The organism is Pseudomonas sp. NPDC086581 (assembly GCF_044746165.1).
Classification (GTDB): Bacteria; Pseudomonadota; Gammaproteobacteria; order Pseudomonadales; family Pseudomonadaceae; genus Pseudomonas.
Window position 1 is genome coordinate 207,978 of the sequence record NZ_JBIVBR010000012.1, and the last position, 18,071, is coordinate 226,048.

The window sequence follows — 18,071 nt, forward strand, 5'->3', positions numbered from 1 at the left end:
TTTGGTCTGTAGCAGTACTTACCAGTGACGGTAGTGCCCCGGCGGGCCGTAGTAGCCGGGGCCGTAATAGCGCGGCGGACCATAATAGCGGGGCGGGCCGTAGTAGCGCGGGCCGGGCACCACCACGACCGGTCGGTAGACTGGCTGATACACCGGTTGATACACGGGCTGGTAGACCGGCGCCGGCTGGTAGTACACCGGTGGCGGCGGGTAATAGGCGACCGGTGGCGGCGGAGCGTAATAAGGCGCCGGCGCGGGTTGCGAGCCGGCGACCACTGCACCCCCGACAACGGCGCCGACCACCGCGCCGATCGCGGCGGCATCGGTGTTGCTGTTGGCCGCGGCCTGGCCGGCGAGGGCAAGGCCGGCGCAGAGCAGGGCGATCTGGGGGAGACGGTGAAGCATGATGCACCTCCTGAGGAACCCGGCGAGAAACCAGGTATCTATGAGACATCGGCCTCGAAAGAATCGTAACGCCGCCGGTGTAAAGGTTGTGTAAATGGCGCCGTACGGCTCTGCCACGGGCATCGGGTGTATCAGCCTGCAATACATCCATCTGCTGCCGCAGCCTTCGGGCTGGTAAGGTGGCGCCTTTCGCATTTTTTCCATGAAGAATCAGGGAGACTTTCCATGCCCTTCAATCGAGTGACTTTCCTGTCGCTTCTCGCTGTCGCCGCCCTTGCCGGTTGCAGTTCCAAGGATTCCTCGTCCGACGCCGCCCAGCCGGCCGCGGACGACTCGTCGGCCATGACCGGCACCTGTCACGCCAAGGCGGTGCAGTCGATCATCGGCAAGGTCGTCAATCCGACCCTGACCGAGGAAGCTCGCCGCGACGCCGGCGCCAGCGTTGCCCGCGTGCTCACCCCACACCAGCCGGTGACCATGGAGTACAACTCGCAGCGCCTGAACATCGATGTCGATGATAACCAGGTGGTGAAGCAGGTCTCCTGCGGCTGAGCCCTCCGCCAGCCAGCGCCCATGAAAAAGCCCCGCCTAGGCGGGGCTTTTTCGTTTCCAGTGTGGATCAGCGATTGGCGGGCTTCTTGATTACGCGCAGCGCCTGGCTCGACTGGTTGACGCACTCCTTGTAATCGCCGGCCTTCTTCGCCGCCTCGGCCTTGGCGACATACTCGTGAACCACATTGACCTTCACGCCGGTGGCGTTGGGATTGGCGGTCTTGAGGAAGTCGGTGATCTGCTGCAGGTTGCCGTCGCACAGTGCGCTATCAGCGAAGGCGGGTACGGAAAACACCATGGCCAGGAGCAGGGCATACTTTTTCATCCAGGTTCTCCTCGATTTTCGATGCGCAAGTCTCGCGGCTGCGTAGCTTGCTAAGTGTCGACCTGCTGGCGACCTGCAAGATTCATTTCAATTTCCGCAACAAGGGTTGAGGTCGTAGCGCTTCATAGCGCACTGAAGCGCTGCTCCAGGCCTTGGTTGCGGAAGTGCTCGATGACGTAATCGACGAATACCCGCGTCTTTGCCGGCAGTAGTTTCTGCGCGGCGTAGTAGAGCGCGGTGTTGCCGGCGTTCACGTACCACTCCGGCAACACGCGCACCAGGCGCCCGCTGTCCAGGTAGGGCACGGCGTGCTGCATGCTCACCAGGGTCACGCCCAGATCCATGAGGGCGGCGACGCACGCGGCTTCCGGGTCACTGAAGGTCATGCGCTCCTTCAGCGCGATCGGCGCCTGGGCCTGCTGGCGATTGGTCAATGGCCAGGGGCGCACGCGGCCAGTCTGCGGCGAGCGGATGCGGATGCCATCGTGGCTGGGCAGGTCCGACGGATAACGGATTGCCGGACGGCCGTCGAGGTAGGCCGGCGAGGCCAGCAGCACCAGGTGCGCGGGGCTCAGCTTGCGCGCCACGACGCCGGGCGGCAGCTCGAAGCCGCCACCGATGGCCGCGTCGAAGCCTTCGGCGATGAGGTCGACCTGGCGATTGTCGAAGTGCCAATCCGGGCGAATTGCCGGGTAGCGCCCGAGGAATTCTCCCAGCAGCGGCAGGATGTAGTCGCGGCCGAACACCAGCCCCATGCTGACCTTCAGCATGCCGCTGGGCTGGCCGTCGGCGCTCGCCAGGTTGGCGATGGCGCTCTGCAGGCTGGCCAGGCCGCCGCTGGCCTCGACGAGAAATCGCTCGCCGGATTCGGTCAGGGTCAGGCTGCGGGTACTACGCTGGAACAGCCGCACGCCCAGGTTGTTCTCCAGCCGCGCCACGTTCTTGCTCACGGCCGCCGGGGTCAGGCCCAGGCGCCGCGCCGCGGCGGCAAAGCTGCCGGCCTCGGCGCTGCGGACGAAGCATTCGATACTGATCAGGCTTTCCATGGGTGGTATTCCGGACGTTTGGTATCGACTGAATATAGCGATTACTGGCTACCGAGTGACGAGTCCGAGAGGGAAACTGGCCCCGTCGAACTTACTCCCCCACTAGATTCCTGGAGACATCAAATGACCACCACGCAAACCACTCAATCCCTCGCCGGCAAAGTCGCTTTCGTACAGGGCGGCTCCCGCGGCATCGGCGCCGCCATCGTGCAGCGCCTGGCCCGCGAAGGCGCTGCCGTGGCCTTCACCTACGTCAGTTCGGCGCAGAAGGCCGAAGACCTCGCCGCCAGCATTGAGGCCGCTGGCGGCCGCGCCCTGGCCCTGAAGGCCGACAGCGGCGATGCAGCTTCGGTGCAGCAGGCCATCGACACCGCGGCTCAGCGCCTGGGCGGCATCGACATCCTGGTGAACAACGCCGGCGTGCTGGCCATCGCCCCGGTGGAAGAATTCAGCCTGGAAGACCTCGACCGCACCCTGGCGGTGAACGTGCGCAGCGTCTTCGTCGCCACCCAGGCCGCCGCGCGGCACATGGGGCAGGGCGGACGCATCATCACCATCGGCAGCACCAACGCTGACCGCATGCCCTTCGGTGGCGGCGCCGTCTACGCCATGAGCAAGTCGGCCATCGTCGGCCTGACCAAGGGGCTGGCCCGTGACCTCGGCCCGCGCGGCATCACCGTGAACAACGTGCAGCCCGGCCCGGTAGACACCGACATGAACCCGGCCGACAGCGACTTCGCGGCCTCCCTGATGGACCTGATGGCGGTGGGTCGTTATGGCCGGGCGGAAGAAATCGCCGCCTTCGTCGCCTACCTCGCGGGTCCGGAGGCCGGTTACATCACCGGTGCCAGCCTGACCATCGACGGCGGCTTCGGGGCCTGATCGACTCTTGGTAAAAACGGCGCGGCCGGGCTCAGGCCCGGTCGCGGCTCTGGATGTTCCAGTGCTCGGAGGTGGCGGCGAGTTTTTCCGAGAGCATCTCCACTTGTTCATACAGACGCAGGGTGAGCCAGTAGAAACCCTGCTTCTCGAAGGAGTCGGTGAGGTTGTGCGGCCGTACCGGCAGGTTGTCCAGGCCCTGGCAGGCCTGTACCAGCTTACTGGTGCGACTGAACTTCAGGGCGTGGGCCGATTGCAGCAGCAGGCGGCCGATGATCTGCCGGTGCGAGTCGAGGCTGGCCGGCACCGGTTCTATCTCCCCGGCCTCGGCGGCGAACTGCCGCGAGGCGATCAGCGATTCCAGGGTGCCCATGATTGCGCGGTGGATGCGCTGGAGAATCTCCAGCTCGCGTAGCGGCATCGCAGTCTCCTTCGATACCGGCCCCAGATGAGCGCGGGATGCCACCAGGCGGTGGTCCAGTTCCTCCAGTTGGCGGGCGAAATGCTCAGGCGTGAAGTCGTGGTTGGACGACAGCTGTCCGTACATCCGCGCGCAGGCCCGCAGGTTGTCCGAGAGCAGGTAGCGCCAGACGTAGACCGCCCGCAGCGGGTAGATCTGCGAGAACAACAGCGCCACCGCGACGCCGATCAGCACGTTGGCCGAGCGCCACAGCCCTTCGGTGAAACCCGTTTCACCGGGGCCGGCGACGATGCACATGGTTATACCCGCCAGCAGCGCGACGTAGCCGGGCCTGCGGATCGCATAGAAGGCCGAGGCCGCACCCAGCACCGACATGGTCAGGTAGGTGAGGGTGAGCGAACGGGTCTGGTCGTAGATCGCGATCACGCACAAGCCCAGCGCCGCGCCGACCAGGGTGCCCATCACGCGCTCGTAGGATTTGCCGCGAATCGTCCCTTGGTGCACCAGCCCGCCCATCACCACCAGCACCGTCACCGAAGCCCAGAGACCGTGGGGTAATTTCAGAGCGCTGGTCAGCAGCATCGAGGCGAGCAGCGCGAGGCCGACGCGCACGCAGTGAATCCAGGCGGCATAGCGATAGCGTGTGTAGGGATTGGCCAGGCGACGGAACGGCAGGGTGAGGATCGAGGGTTGCTTCGCCAAGGGAAGCGGCTCCTGTGCGGGTGCGGCGATGCAGCAAGGTTAGCCGCTCCCAGCCGGCAGGGGCGGCCTTGAGTCAATCTCCTGGTTATTGCCGGCCGACGAAGTAGTAGTCGCGCTCGCCGACGCGGAAGTGCTGCAGCACGCTCAGCGGCGCCAGCGGCACGGTCTTGCTTTCCAGCAGGGCGATGTGTTCGTCTGGCTGGCCGAGGAAGTTCATCAGCTCCTCGTGGGTCTGCAGCGCGGGGAGCAGGCTGCGGCTATAGAACACGCTGGCGCCGGCGAGGCGCTCGCTGGGCTGGAACAGCGCCACCTGGCGCCCGGCCATCTGGTGCTGGCGAATCCGCTCGGTTAGCGGCAGGAAGGATTCGTGCTGGTCGGCGCGGGGTTCGATCCATATCGCATAACCCAGGTAGCAGGCGGGTATCAGTAGGACCAGTAACACCGCGGCGCGGCGCATCCATTGCGAGGCCCGGAAATGCCAGCGCGTCAGCAGGGCGTGGCCGTATTCCGCGGCGATCACCGCTGCTGCCGGAGCCAGCGCCATCAGGTAGACCATGCGCTTGCTGGAAGCGAGGGTGAGCAGGACGAACTGCGCCGCCAGCCACAGGATGAAAAACAGCAGGTAACGGTCCTTCGCCAGGCGCTTGCGGAAATGCCAGAGCCCGAGGTAGAGCAGGATGTTCCACGGCAGGAAGGCCTGGGGCAGGCGCACCAGGTAGTAGTAGAAGGGTTCGAAGTGCCCCGCTTCGCTGAACGAGCCGCTGAAGCGCCCGACGCTGTTGGTCCAGAGGATTTCCTGCAGGGCCGCGCTGCCACCGTTGCGGTAGAGAAACAACAGCCAGATCAGCAGCGGCACCAGACCCGGCAGTGTCCAAAGCAGGGGGCGCAGCCAGGTGGACACTTCCAGCCGGCGCCTTGCCAGGCTGTCCCACAGCAGGCAGGCGAAGATCACCACCCCCGGCAGCGCCAGCCCCAGCACACCCTTGCTCAGGGTGGAGATGACAATCCCCAGGGCGAACGCCAGCCAGTCCTGCGTGCGCCCCGGCGGCCAGAGCCAGGTCTTCAGGAAGGACAGCAGTGCCAGGGTCACGCCCAACGTGAGCAGTGCGTCTTCGCCCACCTGCCGGGCGTTGGCCCAGAAGCTTGCCAGGGTCATCAGCATGAGTGCGGCAAGCAGCGCCAGAGTCGCCGGTCGGCCAATGCGTCGGAGCGCGCTGTAGAGCAGCAGCACGCTGAACAGCCCGGCGAACGCCGACGCCAGCCTGACGGCAAAAGTGGTGGGGCCGAACAGGCGGATAGCGACGACGTCGAGCCACAGGCTCAGCGGCGGTTTCTCGAGAAATGGCACAGCGTTCAGACACGGCGTTACCCAGTCGCCGTCCAACTGCATCTCCATCGCGATGCCCGCCACCCTGGGCTCGGTGGAACCCTGCAACTGATGATTGCCCAGCGCGAAGAAGAACAGCAGGCCGCCCAGCACGAACAGGAGGAGAAAGTGGTGGCGTGGTCGGAGCATTGCAGGTCCAGGGGAGGCTTGTTGCCTGCATGTATAGGCGACATTTCGTTAACGCGGAATTAACCTTTGCGGTGCTTCACTGCATCCCTCGCCCGGTATTCCCCTGGGGGTTGCCATGTCCGCTCGCCTGCCTGCGTCCCGTCCTGCCTCTCCGCGCCGCTTGCGCCGCCGTTACCTGCTGTTGGCGCTGGTCGTGCTGATCCTGGTGGTCGGCTGTCTGGCCGGATTCATGGTGCTGGTTCCGCCTTCGCCGTATACCCCCTTGTCGGGCCAGAACCCCGCGCAAATTACCCTGCTGGCGTTGGGCGACCAGGGCAGCGGCGACCTGCAGCAATGGCGCGTGGCCGAGGGCATGGAGCAGGTTGCCGAAAGCGAGGGCGGGGTGAACATGGTCCTGCTGCTGGGCGACAACTTCTACGGTAAGGCCCTGAGCGGAGTCAACGACCCGGCCTGGCAGCTCAAGTTCGAACGTGTCTATCACGGACACTGGCTCAGTCACGTGCCGTTCTATGCGGTGCTGGGCAATCACGATTACCCGGACTCATCTGTCGTCGAACTGGATTATGCCCGCCAGCACATGGGTTCGGGACGCTGGCAGATGCCGGCGCCTTTCTATACTCGCGACTTTGGCGAAGTGGAGGGGCGCCCGTTGCTGCGCGTGGTATTCCTGGATACCAATGCCGATACCGCCGGCCGCCAGGGCCAGGCGGATTTCCTGCAGACAGCCTTCGCCGCCGGCCCCGCGCCGATCTGGAAAATGGTGGTTGCGCACCACGCGCTACGCAGCAGTGGCGGCAAGCACGGCGAAGACGCCAAGCGGCTCCGGGAATTGCTGCCAGCCATGCAGCGCAGTGGCGTGGACCTCTATCTGTCCGGCCACGAGCACAACCAGGAGGTACTGGTTCGCCCTGGCGAACCGGCGTGGCTGGTGTCCGGTGGCGGCGGCCAGACCCTCGACGGGCTCAGGCCGGCCGAATCGGCCGATGGCACCCTGTTCGCCGTCGAGCAACACGGTTTCACGCGTCTGGCCTTCAGCGCCGAACGGTTGCAGCTGAGCTATTACGATCCGGAGGGAACGCGTGAGCAGAGTTTTCTCTGGGCGCGGAGCTGCCCCTGGATGGCCCAGGGCTGCCTGAAACAGAACGGCGGAGAGAGTTTGGCGACGAACAGGGCCACTGGCCAGTAGTTGCGGGGTAGGGGTTTTCGCTAGAATCCCGGACTTTTGCGCGCAGGGACCGCGCGAGTCCATCAGAGAGCCCCCATGCTTGTCGGCAGTTACGATCCCGCCCTTGTCCTGATTTCGCTGTGCGTCGCCATGCTGGCGTCCTACACGGCCCTGGACCTGGCCGGACGCATCGCGACCACCCGCGGCTGGCCGGTGCTGCTGTGGATCGGCGGCGGCGGGGTGGCCATGGGCATCGGCGTTTGGTCGATGCACTTCATCGGCATGCTCGCCTTCAGCCTGCCCATCGCGCTGGGCTACGACCTCACCCTGACGCTGCTGTCGCTAGCCATCGCCGTGCTCAGCTCGGGCTTCGCCCTGGCGCTGGTCAGCCAGGATCGCCTGCCGCTCTGGCAATTGGCCTGCGGTGCGCTGGCCATGGGCGCCGGAATCAGCTGTATGCACTACCTGGGCATGTACGCGATGCTGATGCAGCCGGGCATCGACTACGATCCGACGCTGTTCGGCCTGTCCCTGCTGATCGCCGTGGCGGCTTCCGGCGCAGCGCTGTGGATCGCCTTCAAGCTGCGACAGAACACGCCCTACGTGCGCCTGGTCCGCGCCGGCGCGGCGCTGGTGATGGGCGTGGCCATAGTCGGCATGCACTACACTGGCATGGCGGCCGCGCGTTTCCCTGAGAGCAGCTTCTGTGGTGCCTCCCCCAGCGGGCTGAACAGTGACTGGCTGGCGCTGCTGATCATCATCGTCACCCTGGCGGTGATCGGCATCGCACTGCTCACCTCGGTGCTGGATGCCCGCATGGAGTCGCGCACCGCGCAGCTCACCTCGTCGCTGGCCCTGGCCAACCAGGAACTGACCCAACTCGCCCTGCACGACAATCTCACGCGCCTACCCAACCGCATCCTGCTGGAGGACCGCATCGAGCAGATGATCGGCAAAGTGCAGCGCGGCGGCGGGCACTTCGCGCTGATGTTTCTCGACCTCGACGGCTTCAAACCGGTCAACGACGCCTTCGGCCACCATGTCGGCGACCTGCTGCTCATGGCCGTGGCCCAGCGCCTGCGCGACAGCCTGCGCAGCGAAGACACCGTGGCACGCATCGGCGGCGACGAGTTCGTGGTACTCGCCGAACTGGCCGAAGCCGAGGACGCGGTGACCGTCGCCGGGCAGCAGATCAGCCTGCTGGCCCAGCCGTTCCAGATCGCCGGGCAGGAATTGCGCATCGCCGTCAGCATCGGAATCGTCGTCTACCCCGGCGACGGCGCCAGCCAGCACGAACTGCTGCGCAATGCCGACGCGGCGATGTATCACGCCAAGGGCAATGGCAAGAACGGCTACAGCTTCTTCGAGCAGTCGATGAACACCAACGCGCGCAATCATCTGCAGTTGCTGCACGACCTGCGCGCAGCCCTGGAACGCCGCGAGTTCATCCTGCATTACCAGCCCAAGTTCGCCGCCAGCGGTGAGCCCATTGGCGCTGAGGCGCTGCTGCGCTGGCAGCATCCGCAGCGTGGCCTGCTGATGCCCGACACCTTCATCGCCCTGGCCGAGCGCACCGGGCTGATCATCCCCATCGGCGACTGGGTGCTGGACGAGGCCTGCCGGCAGATGCGCGAGTGGTACCTGCAGGGCCATGAAAACTGGCGTGTGGCAGTGAACCTCTCGGCGCTGCAGTTCTGCCATGCGGCTCTGGTGCAGTCGGTGGCTGACGCGTTGCAGCGCCACCAGTTGCCGGCGCGCTGCCTGACGCTGGAGATCACCGAGACCACCGCCATGCGCGACGCCGATTCCAGCCTGGAGATACTCGGCAAGCTGTCGGAGATGGGCGTGGATCTGTCCATCGATGACTTCGGCACCGGTTACTCCAGCCTGCTGTACCTCAAGCGCCTGCCGGCCAACGAGCTGAAGATCGACCGCGGCTTCGTCCGCGACCTGGAGCAGGACAGCGACGACGCCGCCATCGTCTCGGCGATCGTCGCCCTGGGCCAGGCGCTGGACCTGCGAATCGTTGCCGAAGGGGTGGAAACTTCCGGCCAGCAGAGCTTTCTCACCCGCCTGGGTTGCGACTCGCTGCAGGGCTTCCTGCTCGGCAAGCCGGTGCCGGCTGAACAGTTCCTCGAACGCCTCAACGCTCCGGCGTAGGTGTCGCCAGCTGCGCACACAGAGCGCGCAGCTGCTCGCAGAGGCTGCGCCCCGCGCTGCCCAGTTCAGGGCGTGCATAGAGCGCAAGCTCCAGTCCCTCGATGGGCGCGAAACCTTCCTCGGCGGTCAGCACCCGGTGGCCTTCTTGGCGGCCGCGCAGGGGCAGAAGGCTGACGCCCATGCCTGCGGCAACAGCCGCTGAAAGACTTGCCAGGCTCGCGCTGCTGTAGCTGATGCGCCAGCGCCGGCCGCTGGCTTCCAGGGCGTGGATCATCTCCTGGCGATACAGCGCTCCCAGCGGGAAGACCACCAGCGGAAGCGGGTCACGGCCGGCAGCGGGTGTGGCGGCGCTGTCCTGCCAGGCCAGCGGTTCGGGCCAGTGAGCGAGGCAGTCGCTGTCCGCGCCCCATTGCTTGACCAGCGCCAGGTCCAGCTCGCCGCTGCGGTACTGGCGCAGCAGCTCCTGGCTCAGGCCGCTGGAGACTTCCAGGCGTAGCCTCGGGCGTTCCGCGCTAAAGGCCGCCAGCAGCGGCATCATCCGTTCGCCGGCGAAGTCCTCCGGCATCCCCAGGCGCAGCACGCCTTCGCTGTGCTCGCTGCTCAGCGCCTCGCGCGCCTCCGAGCCGAGCTCGAGGATGCGCCGCGCGTAGCCCAGCAGCCGCTCGCCCTGTTCGGTGGGTAAAACCTGGCGCTGGCTGCGGTCCAGCAGCCGGCAGTCCAGGCTTTGCTCCAGACGCAGGATCTGTTGGCTGACGGTGGACTGGGTGAGGTGCAGCAACTCAGCGGCTCGGGTGAAGTTGCCGGCGTCCACCACCATCACGAAGCTGCGCAGCAGGTTGGGGTCAAGCATTGAGATTCCCACTTAAAGTCATGTTTCTATTTAATTTCAGCATAGAACATCCCTTCGTCATACTGGCTGCATTGATTAGAGGCACGACAGCCATCACGGGGGAGCGCCCATGGATATGCCGACTGTTCAGACCGAGGACGTGCACAGCCGCGCCGCCGCAGACGCGCTGCTGAGCGCGGCCAGCGATGGGCGCGAAGCCGAGGTGGCGGCCCTGCTCAAACGCGGCGTACCGGCGGATGTGATCGACGGGCAGGGCAATACGCCGCTGCTGCTGGCCACTGTGCGCAACCGCGTGGAAGTCGCGCGGCTGCTGATTGCCGCTGGCGCCGACGTCAACCGGCAGAACCGCATCCATGACAGCGCCTACCTGCTGGCCGGCGCGTTGGGGCACCTGGACATCCTCCAGCTGACCCTGGCCCATGGCGCCGAACTGCGCAGCACCAACCGCTACGGCGGCACGGCGCTGATCCCGGCCTGCGAGCGCGGCCATGTGGAGGTGGTGGCGGCCCTGCTCAAGGCCGGCGTCGATCCCGATCACGTCAACAAGCTGGGTTGGACCGGGCTGCTCGAAGCCATCCTGCTCAGCGACGGCGGCCCGCGTCACCAGGCCATCGTGAAACAACTCATAGAAGCCGGGGCGAACCTGAACCTGGCCGACAACGACGGCGTCACGCCGCTGCAACACGCCCGCCAGCGCAACCAGACCACCATCGCCAGGATGCTGGAAGTAGCCGGCGCGCATTGATCGAACCGATTCGCTGGAAACTGCCATGTCACACGAAGTCTTCATGCGCGAGGCCTTGCAACTGGCCCGCGACAATATCGAGGCCGGCGGCCGCCCGTTCGGCGCCTTGCTGGTCAAGGACGGCCGGGTGATCGCCCGTGCCGCCAATTCCATTCACGTGGATTTCGTTCCCACCGCTCACGCCGAACTGCTGGCAATCCGCCGTGCCTCTGCGGTGCTGGGCACGTCGCGGCTGGACGGCTGTGTGATCTACGCCAGCGGCCACCCGTGCCCGATGTGCCTGGCGGCCATGCACCTGTGCGGGGTGGAGGGCGCGTACTTCGCCTATTCCAACGACGATGGCGAGCCCTTCGGGCTGTCGACTGCCGCGGTGTACCAGCAGATGACCCAGCCGCCGCAGTGGCAGTCGGTCCCGCTGCGCGCGCTGCGTCCGAGCGGTGAAGAGGGTCTTTACAACCATTGGCAGGAGCAGCGCTCGTGAGCCGCGGCATGACGCTGCCGGCCCAGGGTGAAGCGGCGGGGCAGAGCAGCCACGCCGGCTGGATCGGCCTGCTGGTGATCGTCGCACTGGGCATCAACCTGCGGCCGATCCTCACCTCCATCGGCCCGTTGCTGGCCGATATCCACGATGCCACCGGCCTGGGCTTCCAGGGCCTGTCGATGCTGACGGTGCTGCCGGTGCTGTGCATGGGCCTGTTCGCCCTGGGCCTACCGTGGGTCGGGCCGCGCCTGGGCGAGAGCCGGGGCATGGTGCTTGGCCTGCTGGCCATCGGCGCGGCCTGCTTCTGGCGATTGCTGCTGGACAGCGGCTTCGCTTTGATCGCCAGCGCGGTGCTGGCGGGCTGCGGCGTGGCGGTAATCCAGGCGTTCGTGCCGGGGGTAATCAAGCGCTGGTTCCCGCACAAGGTGCCGTCCGCCATGGGGCTGTACTCGGCATCGTTGATGGCTGGCGGCGGCAGTGCGGCGGTGCTCGCGCCGGTGGTGTCGGAGCACTTCCACCGCTGGCAGGACGGGCTTGGCGCCTGGCTGCTGCTGGCCGTTGTCGGGCTGCTGCTGTGGTCCGTCGCCCGTCCGCGCGAAACGCCGGTGGCCGCGCCGCCCAAACAGAAGGTGCAACACTATTTCGGCAGCCGCCGCGCCTGGCTGCTGGCCCTGTACTTCGGCCTGATCAACGGCGGCTACACCAGCATGGTGGCCTGGTTGCCGGTGTATTACCGCCAGCTTGGCTGGACGGCTCAGGCCAGCGGCCAGCTGATCGGCCTGATGACCATCTTCCAGGTGATCGCCGCGCTGACCATCCCGCTGCTGATCCGCCGCTCGTTGGATCGCCGTGGCTGGTTGTGCCTGTGCCTGCTGATCCAGCTCGCCGGCTTCGTCGGGCTGATCTGCGCGCCGCTGCACCTGTCGGGCGTCTGGGTGGCGATGATCGGCTACGGCCTGGGTGCCTGCTTTGCCCTCAGCTTGACCTTGACCTTGGATCACCTCGCTGACGCCGGCGCGGCCGGGCGCCTGGCGGCCTTCGTGCAGGGCATTGGCTTCATCGTCACCGGGATCGTGCCCTACGTCACCGGCTGGCTGCGCGATAGCACCGGCAGCTTCCAGGCTTCCTGGGTCCTGCTGGCGGTGTCGGTGGTGCTGATGCTGGGCGTGACCCTGCGCTTCTCGCCCAAGGGCTATGCGCGGGCGATGCAGCACTGAGGCTGGATGAAACGAAAATGGCGCCCCGAGGGCGCCATTTTTTTGCCTGCATCGTTACACGGATGTAGCGATGTAGATCCGGTAGGCGATGATCGACAGCATGCTCAGCGTGCCGACCCACATCAGGAACACGCCCACTGGTCGATGGCGGATGGTGAAGCCGATGCCCAGCATGAACATGCCGAAGATGATGATGCCGAGAGTGATGAAGAGGGACGTGGGGTCCAGCGGGATGAAATGGGCAGTGGCGTCCACGGCGTGTCCTTGTCTGAAAGATCCGATATAGAAAGTCTAGGCCAGAGTAGGACCGAACTGCGTTGATCCCTGGCAAGCCGGTCCGGATCATAGCGGCCCGATGCGTTCAGCCCAAGTTCAGGTCTCCAGCAGGAGCCGGCCCTTGGCCGTGAGGGCGAGTTGCAGGCCGCGCCGTTCGGCAAATCCCAGGTGCACCAGCAGTAACTTGAGTTGGGGATGGATGACGTCCCCGCGCCTGACGCACAGGAGAAGCTGGCACAACTCGGTATGGTTGGACGTGGGCGGACTTCTCTCGACCTTGTTGTTATGCACTGAGCGGATTTCCCTGATTTCTGACGTCAGTGAATGCTGAATTCAAATCAGCTTCAGCCTATTTTCGATTGCTATCGGAAAAAGCTGATCGATATCCCGGTTTCTGACAGGTTCTGGGGCCAGTGTGCTGATGATCCTGCCTTCGTGCAAAAGGAAGGTGGTGACGATGCCGTAGCGCTTTGTCGCAGGCATAAAAAAGCCCCGCGGTCCGGAGCGTCAGACCGCAGGGTTAGAAGGTCGGGAGATTCCCGACCGGGGAGGATCGATCAGGCTGCCGGCGTCGGCTGCCAGCCGCCGCCAAGGGCCTTGTAGATCGCCACGATGCCGCGATACACGTCGACTTCCGCCAGGGCCTGGGCGTCCTCGGCGGCCAGCTGTTCGCGTTCGGCGTCCAGCAGGTTGAGGAAGTCCACGGTGCCTTCGCGGTATTGCAGGCCGGCCTGTTGTGCGGCGTTGCGGCTGGCTTCGGACTGGCGCACCAGCGATACCAGGCGTTGCTGGCGCTTGCCGTAGTCGCTGAAGGCGTTCGACGACTCTTCCAGCGCCAGCAGGACCTGCTGCTCGTAGGTCGCCAGGGCGCCGTCGGCGTCGGCCTTGGAGGCGCGCAGGCGGGCCCGCACGCTGCCCAGGTCGAAGGCCGCCCAGGTGATGCTTGGGGCCACGCCCCAGGCGCTGGCGGCAGACGAGCCGATCTGCGAACCGCGGCCGGCGGTGTAGCCGAGGAAGCCGCCGAGGCTGACTTTCGGGAACAGGTCGGCGGTGGCCACGCCCACGTCCGCGGTGGCTGCGGCCAGGCGGCGTTCGGCGGAGGCGACGTCCGGCCGGCGGCGCAGCAGCTCGCCCGGATCGCCGATGGGCAGGGCCTTGGCAATGGCCGGCAGCTTCTTCGGCGACAGGTCCACGCTCAGCGCGTCCGGGCGCTGGCCGAGGAGGGTGGCGATGCGGTTGCGTTGGCGCACTTCCTCGGCCTGCAGTTGCGGCACGCTGGCTTCGGTGGAGGCCAGGCGCGCTTCGGCGCGCTGCACGTCCAGTTCGCTGCCGACGCCGGCGTCGCGCAGCTGGATGGTCAGGTCGCGGGACTCGCGCTGGTTGTCCAGGTTGCTCCTGGCGATGCTCTCGCGTAGTTGCGCACCACGCAGCTGTCCATAGGCATCGGCCAGCTCGGCGATCAGGCTGACCTGCAGCTGCTGCAGGTCGGCGACTATGGCTTCGCTCTGCGCGTCGCTGGATTCCAGCTGGCGACGCACGCGGCCAAACAGGTCGACTTCCCAGATCATGTCCAGGCCCAGGTCGTAGCGCTCCTGGTTCACCCGGTCCTCGGTCTGGCCGGGCACCTGGCCCTTGCCGACCTGGCCCTCGGCGCGGCTGGTGACCGTGGGGAAGCGGTCATTGGCCACGTCGTCGCGGATCGCCCGCGAGGCCAGCACGCGGGCATAGGCCACGCGCAGCTCGCGGTTTTCCTTCAGGGCCTGGTCGACCAGTTGGGTCAGCACCGGATCGTCGAACTGCTTCCACCAGGCGTCTTCGAAACGAGTGCGGTCGTAGTTCTGCGCCTGGGCGTTGCTGTCCAGTTGGGCCGGCGCGGTGTCCGGCTTCTGGTAGTCGGGGCCGACCATGCACGCGCTGAGGGCCAGCGCGAGCAGGGAAGGGACGAACAGTTTCACGGCACTCTTGCTCACAGCATTGATGGTCATGACGCTCATGCCTGGTGGGCCTCGTTATTGGTCGTGTGGCTCAGGGCGGCGCGTTCCTGTTTCTTCGCCTCACGGGCTTCCATGAAGCGGCGGATCAGCACATAGAAGACCGGGGTCAGCAACAGGCCGAAGAAGGTCACGCCGAGCATCCCGGAGAACACCGCGACACCCATGGCATGGCGCATTTCGGCGCCGGCGCCGGACGACAGCACCAGGGGCACCACGCCCATGATGAAGGCTATGGAAGTCATCAGGATCGGCCGCAGACGCAGGCGGCAGGCTTCCAGTACCGCGCTCAGGCGGTCCATGCCTTCGTCCTGCTTGTCCTTGGCGAACTCGACGATGAGGATCGCGTTCTTGCACGCCAGGCCCACCAGTACGATCAGGCCGATCTGGGTGAAGATGTTGTTGTCGCCACCGGACAGGATCACGCCGGCGATGGCCGACAGCAGGGTCATCGGCACGATCAGGATCACCGCCAGCGGCAGGCCCCAGCTCTCGTACAGCGCGGCCAGCACCAGGAAGGCGAGCAGCACGCAGAGCGGGAACACGTAGATCGCGGAGTTGCCGGCGAGGATCTGCTGGTAGGTCAGCTCGGTCCATTCGTAGGTCATGCCATTGGGCAGCTCCTGCTTGAGCAGGCGCTCGATGGCGGCCTCGGCCTGGCCGGAGCTGTAGCCCGGTGCGGCGGCGCCGTTGATCTCGGCGGTGATGAAGCCGTTGTAGTGCATCACGCGGTCGGGGCCGGCGGTGTCGCTGATCTTGATGAAGGTGGCCAGCGGGACCATTTCACCCAGGTTGTTGCGCACCTTCAGCTGGCCGATCTGCTCGGGTTCGAGACGGAACTGCTGCTCGCCCTGGACGTTCACCTGGTAGGTGCGGCCGAAGCGGTTGAAGTCGTTCGCGTACAGCGAGCCCAGGTAGACCTGCAGAGTGTCGAAGATGTCGCTGATCGCCACGCCGTGGGTCTTGGCCTTCTCGCGGTCGATGGCGGCATCCACCTGCGGCACGTTCACCTGGTAGCTGGTGAACACCGACATGGGGTTCAGCTCCGGCAGCGAACGGGCCTTGTTGAGGATGTTCTGGGTCTGTGCGTAGAGCTCCTCGTAACCGGCGTTGCCGCGGTCCTCGATCTGCAGGCGGAAGCCGCCGATGGTGCCCAGCCCCTGTACCGGCGGCGGCGGGAAGATCGCGATGTAGGCGTCCTGGATATCCGCGAACTGCTTGTTCAGCTCGGCGGCAATCTCGTTGGCCGACATGCCCGGGCCCTTACGCTCGCTGAAGTCCTTGAGCGGGGTGAAGACGATGCCGCTGTTGGGGCTGTTGGTGAAGCCGTTGATCGACAGGCCGGGGAAGGACACGGTGTGCTCGATGCCCGGGTGCTTGCCGGCGATGTCCGACATGCGCTTGATCACCGCTTCGGTGCGGTCCAGCGTGGCGGCGTCGGGCAGTTGCGCGAAGGCCACCAGGTACTGCTTGTCCTGTTGCGGCACGAAGCCGGTCGGGGTGCTGGAGAAGCCCAGGTAGGTCAGGCCGATCAGTCCCGCATACAGCAGCAGCGCGATGGAGCTGCCACGCAGCACACGGGTGACAGTGCCGACGTAGCCATGGCTGGCGCGGTCGAAGAAGCGGTTGAACGGACGGAACAACCAGCTGCCCAGCAGCTTGTCGAGGATCACCGAGAAGCGGTCCTTCGGCTCATGGTGGCCCTTGAGCAGCACGGCGGACAGCGCCGGCGACAGGGTCAGCGAGTTGAACGCGGAGATCACCGTCGATATCGCGATGGTCAAGGCGAACTGCCGGTAGAACTGCCCGGTGAGGCCGGAAATGAACGCGGTGGGAATGAACACGGCGCACAGCACCAGCGCGGTGGCGATGATCGGCCCGGTCACCTCCTTCATGGCGCGCTTGGTCGCCTCGATAGGCGTCAGGCCCAGCCCGATGTTCCGCTCGACGTTCTCCACCACCACGATGGCGTCGTCCACCACGATGCCGATGGCGAGTACCAGGCCGAACAGCGACAGCGCGTTGAGCGAGAAGCCGAAGGCATGCATCACCGCGAAGGTGCCGATCAGCGAAACCGGCACGGCGGCCAGCGGGATGATCGAGGCGCGCCAGGTCTGCAGGAACAGCACGACCACCAGCACCACCAGGATCAGGGCTTCGAACAGGGTGTGCACCACCGCTTCGATGGAGCCGCGCACGAAGATGGTCGGGTCATAGACGATGGAGTAGTCCACGCCCTGCGGGAAGTCCTTCTTCAGCTCGGCCATCTTCTCGCGCACCAGGTTGGAGATGGCGATGGCGTTGGACCCCGGACGCTGGAAGATCGGGATGGCGACCGCCGGCTGGTTGTCCAGCAGCGAGCGCAGGGCGTACTGGCTGGAGCCGAGTTCGACGCGGGCGATGTCCTTCAGGCGGGTGATCTCGCCGTCCGGGCCGCTGCGGATGATGATGTTCTCGAACTCTTCCTCGGTGACCAGGCGACCCTGGGTGTTGATCGACAGCTGGAAGCTGGTGTCGCTCGGCGAGGGCGGGGCGCCCAGCGAACCGGCGGCGACCTGGCGGTTCTGCTCGCGGATCGCGGCGACCACATCGGTGGCGGTCAGGTTGCGCGAGGCGACCTTGTTCGGGTCCAGCCAGACGCGCAGGGAATAGTCGCCCATGCCGAACAGCTGCACGTCGCCCACGCCGTCCAGGCGCGCCAGCTCATCCTTGATGTTGAGGATGGCGTAGTTGGACAGGTAGAGCATGTCGTAGCGGTTATCCGGCGAGGTCAGGTGCACAACCATGGTCAAGTCGGGCGAGGCCTTGTCGACGGTGATGCCGATCCGCGTGACTTCCTCGGGCAGCTTGGGCTGCGTACGGGTCACGCGGTTCTGCACCTGCACCTGCGCATTGTCCAGGTCGGTGCCCAGGGCGAAGGTGATGGTCAGGGTCATCTTGCCGTCGGCAGTGGACTGCGAGGACATGTAGAGCATGTTCTCGACGCCGGTGATGGCCTGCTCCAGCGGCGCGGCGACGGTCTCACCGATCACCTTGGGGTTGGCGCCGGGGAAGTTGGCGCGCACCACCACGGTGGGCGGCACGACCTCGGGGTATTCGCTGATCGGTAGCTGGAACAGCGAGATGGCCCCGCCGATCAGGATGATCAGCGAGAGCACGGCGGCGAAGATCGGCCGCTGGATGAAGAATTGCGAAAAGTTCATGGCTGGTTCCTGTCGCGAACGCATCGTTCGCCAAACCCGGGACAAAGGTCACCCAAGGCCCTGGTGGGAGAAGGACCTGGTACATCAATTCAGGGAGAGTTCGTCGACGATCCGCCTGCGCTTGCCCAGGCTGCGTT

General features: G+C 65.8%; 16 protein-coding genes. 7 read left to right on the top strand and 9 right to left on the bottom strand.

The genetic code is table 11. The features are described from left to right. Window positions 1–18: 18 nt before the first annotated feature. On the bottom strand, window positions 19–405 hold the full coding sequence (locus ACIPK7_RS23685; protein WP_081516786.1) for a hypothetical protein: 387 nt from the start codon (window positions 403–405) through the stop codon (window positions 19–21). 225 nt (window positions 406–630) lie between these two features. Between ACIPK7_RS23685 and ACIPK7_RS23690 the strand changes: the two genes are divergently transcribed. After that, window positions 631–957: an I78 family peptidase inhibitor gene (locus ACIPK7_RS23690; protein ID WP_192434705.1), complete on the top strand. Its 327-nt coding sequence runs from the start codon at window positions 631–633 to the stop codon at window positions 955–957. 67 nt (window positions 958–1,024) lie between these two features. Here the strand turns inward: ACIPK7_RS23690 and ACIPK7_RS23695 are convergent, their stop codons facing one another. Next, entirely contained in the window at window positions 1,025–1,282 is a 258-nt protein-coding gene (locus ACIPK7_RS23695) for a hypothetical protein (RefSeq protein WP_192434707.1), read from the bottom strand. A gap of 122 nt (window positions 1,283–1,404) precedes the next feature. Then, a complete protein-coding gene (locus ACIPK7_RS23700; protein WP_192434709.1) occupies window positions 1,405–2,328 on the bottom strand; it encodes a LysR family transcriptional regulator in 924 nt (307 codons plus the stop codon). 123 nt (window positions 2,329–2,451) lie between these two features. Here ACIPK7_RS23700 and ACIPK7_RS23705 point away from each other — a divergent pair, with 123 nt between their 5' ends. Next, entirely contained in the window at window positions 2,452–3,210 is a 759-nt protein-coding gene (locus ACIPK7_RS23705; protein WP_401090553.1) for a 3-oxoacyl-ACP reductase family protein, read from the top strand. Window positions 3,211–3,241: 31 nt separating this feature from the next. On the opposite strand, the gene ACIPK7_RS23710 is transcribed toward ACIPK7_RS23705, so the two are convergent. Together ACIPK7_RS23710 and ACIPK7_RS23715 are read right to left on the bottom strand one after the other, a co-directional pair. Next, entirely contained in the window at window positions 3,242–4,330 is a 1,089-nt protein-coding gene (locus tag ACIPK7_RS23710) for an FUSC family protein (protein ID WP_192434713.1), read from the bottom strand. Window positions 4,331–4,415: 85 nt separating this feature from the next. Then, a complete protein-coding gene (locus tag ACIPK7_RS23715; protein ID WP_192434715.1) occupies window positions 4,416–5,846 on the bottom strand; it encodes a glycosyltransferase family 39 protein in 1,431 nt (476 codons plus the stop codon). 115 nt (window positions 5,847–5,961) lie between these two features. Between ACIPK7_RS23715 and ACIPK7_RS23720 the strand changes: the two genes are divergently transcribed. Together ACIPK7_RS23720 and ACIPK7_RS23725 are read left to right on the top strand one after the other, a co-directional pair. After that, on the top strand, window positions 5,962–7,032 hold the full coding sequence (locus ACIPK7_RS23720; RefSeq protein WP_225614967.1) for a metallophosphoesterase: 1,071 nt from the start codon (window positions 5,962–5,964) through the stop codon (window positions 7,030–7,032). 75 nt (window positions 7,033–7,107) lie between these two features. Beyond that, a complete protein-coding gene (locus tag ACIPK7_RS23725) occupies window positions 7,108–9,171 on the top strand; it encodes a putative bifunctional diguanylate cyclase/phosphodiesterase (protein WP_401090555.1) in 2,064 nt (687 codons plus the stop codon). On the opposite strand, the gene ACIPK7_RS23730 is transcribed toward ACIPK7_RS23725, so the two are convergent. After that, window positions 9,155–10,021, bottom strand: coding sequence for a LysR family transcriptional regulator (locus ACIPK7_RS23730; protein ID WP_401090557.1), 867 nt, complete (start codon window positions 10,019–10,021; stop codon window positions 9,155–9,157). The genes ACIPK7_RS23725 and ACIPK7_RS23730 overlap by 17 nt on opposite strands. A gap of 109 nt (window positions 10,022–10,130) precedes the next feature. Here ACIPK7_RS23730 and ACIPK7_RS23735 point away from each other — a divergent pair, with 109 nt between their 5' ends. From ACIPK7_RS23735 to ACIPK7_RS23745, 3 genes are read left to right on the top strand one after another with little or no spacing between them, the layout of a single operon-like run. After that, entirely contained in the window at window positions 10,131–10,766 is a 636-nt protein-coding gene (locus ACIPK7_RS23735) for an ankyrin repeat domain-containing protein (protein WP_192434720.1), read from the top strand. 25 nt (window positions 10,767–10,791) lie between these two features. After that, window positions 10,792–11,247 (top strand): nucleoside deaminase, encoded by a 456-nt coding sequence (locus tag ACIPK7_RS23740; RefSeq protein WP_401090559.1) that lies wholly within the window; start codon window positions 10,792–10,794, stop codon window positions 11,245–11,247. Window positions 11,248–11,255: 8 nt separating this feature from the next. Continuing rightward, window positions 11,256–12,464, top strand: a complete 1,209-nt coding sequence (locus ACIPK7_RS23745) for a CynX/NimT family MFS transporter (RefSeq protein WP_401090592.1) — start codon at window positions 11,256–11,258, stop codon at window positions 12,462–12,464. A 54-nt stretch (window positions 12,465–12,518) separates the two neighbouring features. On the opposite strand, the gene ACIPK7_RS23750 is transcribed toward ACIPK7_RS23745, so the two are convergent. The 3 genes from ACIPK7_RS23750 to ACIPK7_RS23760 all read right to left on the bottom strand — a co-directional run bounded on the left by ACIPK7_RS23750 (window position 12,519) and on the right by ACIPK7_RS23760 (window position 17,934). Further along, window positions 12,519–12,719, bottom strand: a complete 201-nt coding sequence (locus tag ACIPK7_RS23750) for a hypothetical protein (protein WP_192434813.1) — start codon at window positions 12,717–12,719, stop codon at window positions 12,519–12,521. A gap of 578 nt (window positions 12,720–13,297) precedes the next feature. After that, on the bottom strand, window positions 13,298–14,725 hold the full coding sequence (locus ACIPK7_RS23755; protein WP_401090561.1) for an efflux transporter outer membrane subunit: 1,428 nt from the start codon (window positions 14,723–14,725) through the stop codon (window positions 13,298–13,300). 5 nt (window positions 14,726–14,730) lie between these two features. Beyond that, the gene (locus tag ACIPK7_RS23760; protein ID WP_401090563.1) at window positions 14,731–17,934 is read right to left on the bottom strand and encodes an efflux RND transporter permease subunit; all 3,204 of its coding nucleotides are present in this window, start codon (window positions 17,932–17,934) and stop codon (window positions 14,731–14,733) included. Window positions 17,935–18,071 lie beyond the last annotated feature (137 nt).